Source organism: Dietzia sp. SLG310A2-38A2, from assembly GCF_014145095.1.
GTDB lineage: Bacteria > Actinomycetota > Actinomycetes > Mycobacteriales > Mycobacteriaceae > Dietzia.
Window position 1 is genome coordinate 3517 of record NZ_JAALDX010000324.1, and the last position, 2539, is coordinate 6055.

General features: G+C 71.2%; 3 protein-coding genes. All 3 read left to right on the forward strand.

The features are described from left to right. Positions 1 to 578 (forward strand): pseudouridine synthase (locus tag G6027_RS11800; protein WP_241727054.1); only part of this gene is annotated, 578 nt, incomplete at its 5' end. 27 nt (positions 579 to 605) lie between these two features. Next, on the forward strand, positions 606 to 1373 hold the full coding sequence (locus G6027_RS11805) for an ABC transporter ATP-binding protein (RefSeq protein ID WP_182637349.1): 768 nt from the start codon (positions 606 to 608) through the stop codon (positions 1371 to 1373). Next, on the forward strand, positions 1373 to 2539 hold a 1167-nt coding region (locus tag G6027_RS11810; RefSeq protein ID WP_241727055.1), incomplete at its 3' end, for an FtsX-like permease family protein. The genes G6027_RS11805 and G6027_RS11810, both read left to right, overlap by 1 nt.

The window sequence follows — 2539 nt, forward strand, 5'->3', positions numbered from 1 at the left end:
ACCGGCTCACCGCGGGCGTCCTGGTGTTCACCGTCGACCCCGCGCACCGCGCCGCCTACCAGGACCTCTTCGCCGCCCGGCGGGTCGCCAAGACCTATCTGGCCGTGGCCCCCGCGCCCGAGGGGACGCCGCACGTCCGAGAGCGGTCCAGCCGGATCGTCAAGAGGCGCGGGGTCCTGCAGGCCGCCGAGGTGGACGGCCCACCGGACGCCCACACCCGGATCACCCTGCTCGAGGTGCGCGAGCCGGAGCCGGGGGAGCCGACCGCGCCGCTCGGTCTGTACCGCCTCGAGCCCTCCACCGGGCGCACCCACCAGCTCCGCGTCCACATGAACGCGCTCGGCACGCCGATCCTCGGCGACGACCTGTACCCGCGGGTGCGGACGATCGCCCCCGGCGACTTCTCCGACCCGCTGCAGTTGCTCGCGGAGACCCTCGGCTTCACCGACCCCGTCTCCGGGGAGAATCGCCAGTTCAGGACCCGCAGGTCGCTCGGGGCGTGGCCGTCCGGGAAGGCCCTGGCGCAAGATCCGGGCCATCCCCCATCGGCAACCGCTCCGAACTCCTGCATGCTTTAGGTCGACCACCATGATCCAGGGGAGCAGATGACCACGCAGGCCGAGACCCAGCACCGGGCGGAGGGCGCGGAGCTCGCAGCCGTCGCCACAGACCTCGTCATGACCTACGGCGAGGGCGAGACCGAGGTCCGCGCGCTGGACCACGTCAGCGCCTCGTTCGAGCGCGGAAGGTTCACCGCGATCATGGGCCCGTCCGGCTCGGGCAAGTCCACGCTCATGCACTGCATGGCCGGCCTGGACCGGCCGACCTCGGGTTCGGTGCGCGTGGGTGACACGGAGATAGTCGGCCTGGCGGACAAGGAACTCACGGCGCTGCGCCGCGACCGGATCGGATTCGTGTTCCAGTCCTTCAACCTCGTCCCCACGCTGACCGCCGAGGAGAACATCACGCTCCCGCAGGACATCGCGGGCCACGCCATCGACCGTGCGTGGTTCGACGAGGTCATCGGGCGGCTGGGGATCGCAGACCGTCTGTCGCACCGCCCGTCGGAGCTGTCCGGCGGTCAACAGCAGCGCGTCGCGTGCGCGCGTGCGCTGGTGGGGCGCCCGGACATCCTGTTCGGTGACGAGCCCACGGGCAACCTCGACTCCACCTCGTCGGCGGAGGTGCTGTCGATCCTGCGCAGTGCCGCGGACGATTTCCAGCAGACCGTCGTCATCGTCACCCACGACCCGCGTGCCGCCACCTACGCCGACCGCGTGCTGCTGCTCGCCGACGGCCGGGTCGTGCGTGAGCTCTCCCGCCCCACCGCCGACGAGATCCTGGCGGCCATGGGCGCACTCGAGGAGGGGTGATGGCCGCCCGCCACGCCGCTGGCCAGGCACCGGGCACCACGTCCGGCCAGGCCCCCAGCCATTCCCGGCCCATGCTCCGGGTCTCGCTCCGCAACATCGCCGCGCACAAGCTGCGCCTGGTCCTGTCCGTCCTCGCCGTGGTGCTCGGCACCGCGTTCGTCACCGGCTCGCTGGTGTTCACCTCGACCCTCAAGAGCACGTTCGACGGACTGCTCGACCAGGGCACGGCGGACCTGTCCGCGATGATCGAACCCGAGGACCCCCGTGGCGCCGGGGTGCCGTTCGAGGTGGCCGACCGCGCGCTCGAGCTGCCCGGCGTGGAGGCGGTCACCCCCGGGGTGACCGGCACCGTGGTGATGTTCAACTCCGACGGCACCCCCTATCAGTCGGGCGGCGCCCCGTCGGAGGGGCTGGAGTGGGTCGAACCCGAGCAGGCCGTCGGGAGCAGCAGCTGGATCTCGGACGGTCGCGCTCCGGCCGCGGACGGCGAGGTCGTCCTCCCCGAGTCGGTGCTGGAGAACGCGGGACTCTCGATCGGCGACTCCGCGCGGGTGTACACCACCTCCCAGGGGATGATCGACGTCACCGTCGTGGGCTCGTACTCCTCGGAGACCGACGTCGGTGGCTACGTCGGGGTCGGCTTCACCTCCGCGCAGGCTCGCGAACTGTTCACCGACGGGCAGAACGCCACCAACGTGGCCGTCCGCGCCGTGCCAGGGGTGAGCCAGGAGGAGATGCGCGACACGCTCGCCGCCGAGTTCCCCGAGTACGAGGTGAGCACGGGCGAGGAGGTCAAGGAGAGGCTCTCCGCGCAGCTGTCGACCATCCTGGACTTCGTCAACTACTTCTTCGTGGCCTTCGGCCTGATCGCGCTGCTCGTGGGCACGTTCATCATCTACAACACCTTCTCCATGCTGGTGGCGCAGCGGTTGCGCGAACTGGCCCTGCTGCGGGCGATCGGCGCGACCCGCGGCCAGCTCACCCGGTCTGTGCTGGCCGAGGCCGCGTTGACCGGCCTGGTCGGGTCCGCGATCGGCGTGCTGGCCGGGTTCGGGCTGGCGAGGGTCATCTTCGCCGTACTCGACGCCTTCGACCTGGGGATCCCCTCCGGGACACTGGCGCTCACCCCGATGTCCGTCATCACCCCGCTGGTGCTGGGCTTCGTC